General features: G+C 33.9%; 5 protein-coding genes. All 5 read right to left on the reverse strand.

What is annotated here, in order from left to right; translation table 11 throughout:
- Positions 1 to 117: 117 nt before the first annotated feature.
- The gene (locus DM84_RS00665) at positions 118 to 1,368 is read right to left on the reverse strand and encodes a citrate synthase (protein ID WP_250777594.1); all 1,251 of its coding nucleotides are present in this window, start codon (positions 1,366 to 1,368) and stop codon (positions 118 to 120) included.
- A gap of 80 nt (positions 1,369 to 1,448) precedes the next feature.
- Complete coding sequence (gene rpsT / locus DM84_RS00670) at positions 1,449 to 1,718, reverse strand: 30S ribosomal protein S20 (RefSeq protein ID WP_250777595.1); 270 nt, start codon at positions 1,716 to 1,718, stop codon at positions 1,449 to 1,451.
- 50 nt (positions 1,719 to 1,768) lie between these two features.
- Positions 1,769 to 2,494, reverse strand: a complete 726-nt coding sequence (locus DM84_RS00675) for a lysophospholipid acyltransferase family protein (RefSeq protein WP_349305090.1) — start codon at positions 2,492 to 2,494, stop codon at positions 1,769 to 1,771.
- Between the two features lie 55 nt (positions 2,495 to 2,549).
- On the reverse strand, positions 2,550 to 3,536 hold the full coding sequence (locus DM84_RS00680; protein ID WP_250777599.1) for a tyrosine-type recombinase/integrase: 987 nt from the start codon (positions 3,534 to 3,536) through the stop codon (positions 2,550 to 2,552).
- A gap of 360 nt (positions 3,537 to 3,896) precedes the next feature.
- On the reverse strand, positions 3,897 to 4,532 hold the full coding sequence (locus DM84_RS00685; protein WP_349305091.1) for a DnaA ATPase domain-containing protein: 636 nt from the start codon (positions 4,530 to 4,532) through the stop codon (positions 3,897 to 3,899).
- Positions 4,533 to 4,684: the final 152 nt, after the last annotated feature.

Genomic DNA, 4,684 nt, shown 5'->3' on the forward strand with positions numbered 1-4,684 from the left:
AATAACTTCAACCTTACGATAATGGGTTTGGAGGAATTTGTCAAGTAGTTTTTTTTGTTTTTGATGGTTGTATACCTAGAGCGCTGCCAAAAACTATGCGAGAGGTCTCACGAAGGTTTATTTACCAACATAGAGTTGCCTTGGTCTATTGATTTTAGTTTCTTTGTCATTTGCCATTTCATACCACTGAGTAACCCAACCGGTAGTTCTTGCAAGTGCAAAAATAGGTGTGAACATATTCGAAGGAATATCAATGGCGTTCATTATTATACCTGAGTAAAAGTCAACGTTCGGGTATAGCTTGCGTGTAACAAAATACTCATCCTTCAAAGCTATTTTCTCAAGTCCTTTTGCAATCTTGAGCAGTTCACTACTTTGTTCCAGTTTACCCAAAACCTCATTACAGGCGTTCTTCAATATGCGTGCGCGTGGATCGTAATTTTTATAAACACGATGACCAAATCCCATTAATTTGAATGGATCTTTATCATCTTTAGCTTTTTCAATGAACTTATCTATATCTCCACTTTGCTCTATCTCCTTTAGCATATTTATAACTGCCTCGTTAGCACCACCATGCGTCGGTCCCCAAAGTGTAGCAACTCCTGCAGAAAGGCTTGCAAACAAACTAGAACCGGCTGATCCCACCAACCTGACAGCCGCTGTAGAAGCATTCTGTTCATGGTCAGCATGAAGAGTAAATATTTTATCCAGAGCTTTTGCAAAAAGGGCACTTTTAGCGTTATCAAAAGCATCGCCAAACATCATCCTTAAGAAATTTTCACTATAGCTCAATTCATTGTTGGCATTTATGAATTCCTGATCGTTGATATGCCTGTATATCATTGCAACAATTGCAGGAACTTGCGCTATTGCAGAAATTCCAAAATCTAGATCTTCACTGTTGACGTTGTTGCCGTGTCTCTCATGGTAAAGTGCTGACAAACTTGCAAAACATGTAATTAAAATCGACATAGGGTGAGCAGTTTTTGGAAATGCTTTAATTACGTTTACAACCTGCTCTGGCACTTTAGATAATTTCTCTATTTTCAGAAGAAACTTTTTGTGTTGCTCTAAATTAGGCAACTCACCATGGAGTAATAGGTAAATTACAGCAGTAAAATTATTATTCTCTGCTAAATCAGCTATACTATGTCCCCTATACTTAAGAACTCCTTCATCTCCATCAATGAATGTAATTGCGGAAGAACACGAAGCTGTGGAAACAAACCCTGGATCGTAAGTGAATAACCCTGTTGTCCTGTACAAATCCTTAATATTTAATACACCAGGGCCTACTGTTCCGTTTAATATGGGTAGCTCAATCTTTAATCCGTTGCTTAATTCTAATAACGCTTTTTTATCCATCACTTAGGTCACTCAAACTCTATACAAAGCATACAAACCGAGGAGTATATATTAACCTAGTTAACTTTAGATTAACCACACTAAGCAGTCATCAACGCTTTGACTTTTGCATTTAAGTGACTTATTTTACGTGCAGCAGTGTTTTTATGAATGACACCTTTATTCACACACTTGTGCAAATTAGATTCAGCGTTTCGAAATGCTATAACGACATTTTCTTTATCACCAGACTTAATTATATCAACCAATTTCCTAATAGCAGTGCGGGTTTTACTTTTGCGCATTTTATTTATCAAAGTGCGCTTTGCTATTACCTTTATCATTTTTTTAGCACTCTTATGATTCGCCATATATTAATACCTAAAACACTGTACTCTTTCCTTATTATAGAATTTTTTCACTAATTTGCAATACTAGTTTTTTCTGCAGCCAATTCGCTACTTTTCTCTTCAATAACTTTCTCTAAATTTCTCAAGAATTCATCCCTGCTTAACCCAGGGTATATCGGAGGTAATATCTCTATTATTGCCTTTCCGGGATTTTTTCTTATAGAAAGTATACTCTTTGGCCAAAATAAACCGGTATTTAAAGCAATTGGTAATACAGGAACAGATAATACGCTATATAAAGCTGCAACACCTGGTCGATATTTTGCTTTTTGTGTCGCAACTGTTCTAGTGCCTTCAGGAAATATTATTATGCTTCTATTTTCTTTTATACGCATCTTAGCTAACTTAATAATATAGCGTATAGAGCTGATACCATCCAAGCGGTTAATAAAAATCATCCTAAGCGCCATGAGGTGCAAACCAACAAATGGAATCCACTTCAGCTCACGTTTTAAAATAAAAACTGCGTTTCTAAATAAAAGTATAAAAATAAATGTTTCAAACGGAGATTGGTGCTTAGAAGCAATTATAAAGGGCTGCTTTGGAATGTTTTCTATCCCCTTAATTGCGTATTCAACTCCACATAATAAACGAAGCATGAACAATACAACCTTTACTGAGCAGGCAAGGAAAATAGTTATTATGCGTGCAGGAAAGAAGAGTATAGGGAGAGTAATTGAAGTATAGAGCACCTCCCATAATATAAGGAAAAAATTGAACAATAAGCCTGAAATCATGAACTCAGATAAACTTACTTGAGTTTAGCTCTACTGCAAATTAAAAACAATAAGTTTAACTATTGATTGTCTGAGTAATAGGATGTGAGTCAGCTAATTTGTCCTTCAATTTTTTGTTAGCAACATGAGTGTATATTTGTGTTGTAGAAAGGTTAGTATGACCAAGAACTTTTTGTATCAGCACAATGCTTGCTCCACTATCCAACAGATGAGTAGCAAAAGAATGTCTGATCACATGTGGAGAGATTTTATTTTCATCAATATTACATTTTCTTGCTAATTCCTTAATTAGTTGACCGATTCTCTGCCTAGTAATCGGCTTATTAGGTCTATTACCTGGAAACAGCCAATCGGACTCCTGTCCGTCAGGAATCAGATTGTTACGAACTGATAAATAATTTTTAAGGCTCCGCAGCGCTTGCTCATTAAAAAGAATTTGCCTCTCCTTACCACTTTTTCCTTTTATTATTATATAACTTTCTTTGTTATTACTGTTTGCTAAATGTAACACCTCACATAACTTCATATTAATCAGTTCAGAAATGCGCATGCAGGAAGAGTAAAGTATGTCTAAAATAGCGCATAACCTCCTACCGTTTATTTCTTTATTCGATTCGCTCGCTGATTTTCTAACTGTATCCATTAACAAGAGCATTTCTTTGACGCTCAAATATTTTGGCAAAGGACGAGAAACTTTTGGATTTTTCAATTCATCATCATTAGCTGGAGCTGGATTGAAATCTATTATTCCATCATTAAATAAGCACTTATAAAAATTTTTCATAGCAGATATCTTTCTTGATACAGAACTACTTTTATATTTCTTTTGTGCGTATAGAGATTTCACGTAATCTTTGATATTAGTTTTGCTTGCGCTGACTAAAGTAGTGCCACTTTCCAACAAAAAATCTTCAAGTTGACGTAAATCTGAACGATAACTTTCTAAAGTATTTTGCGTAGCAGACCTTTCCGACACCAAAGTATCTATGTAATACGTTATGTAAAGATTCTCTTTTTTATTCTGTAACTGCTCTCTTTTCATTCTCAGCTCCTATATTTATTTCTTTGACTATAGTTTGATTGGAAATGTTATTCGTACTTCTTAATAAAAAATACGAAACAAATAAAACATTTACCAACAGAGTAAGTATAATAAACCTTCGTCTTAATTTTTTTTTTAGATTTGATCTTACCTTTACCATAGTTAAATTATAACATCAAATCTGTAGAAAGCATCCTGCAAAGTGAATTTTGCTATAATATACCACTTCTTGGTCGTATCTACTTATATCCATTATAATATAATGTTTTTATAGCGCTAGCACAACTAAACGGTAACTCTTATATTAGTGCTACAGATGTTAACAAATTTTTAGTATATATGCTCTGTTAAAAGAAGAAATCACATAGTATCTCTTTTCAATAAGGCACTAATAAAAGGAAGGGTAACATTTGATCCCATAGATTCATCATCTATCTTTTCTATAATTTCATTAATGCTGTAAAAAGAACGCTCAACTCTTGCCAAAATATAATCGATCACTTTCAAATCAATTTTCAACTGTTTATCCGAAAACCGCTTCATCAACATAATCCTTAACAATTCCCCACTCGCTGATGGAATTTTTACGCTGATGGTTGATAATATGCGAGAACTTAAATCTTTCAACTTAAAGTTAAGCTTGTTTGGTGAAGTTGAAGAAGTAATAAGCAATCTCTTGTTATTTTCTTTCATGTAGTTATAACAATGCAGTAACATTGCTTCATCTTGAACGTTTTGTATATCTTCTAAAATAAAAGCGTTGCTATATCTAATCTCGCTTATAAAATTGTTCACATTGATAAAGATTGCATCGTTCATCGATTGCCAAATGTGGGCAAGATGAGTTTTACCAGAACTTTTAGGTCCAAAAAGGATCAGACATTTCCAAGATAAATCATCAATGACTGAGTGGTACACATGTTTATTTTCATCTAAGATAATGAAGTTTTGCCGACTATAATCAGCTTGATTATTGTTAAATAAATTTAATTGCACATTAGACATTTTGTGTTCCTGACGGTAACTTTTACGTCAAAATTTACTTACTCTTCTTGAGTACATCAGATATTCCCTATCTTTTATTACAATGCAAAAAACCTGTTAGCCATTTCTATAAAACTCACTTTTAAGATACTTATCGGTTATAT

Source organism: Wolbachia pipientis (assembly GCF_023661085.1).
Classification (GTDB): domain Bacteria; phylum Pseudomonadota; class Alphaproteobacteria; order Rickettsiales; family Anaplasmataceae; genus Wolbachia.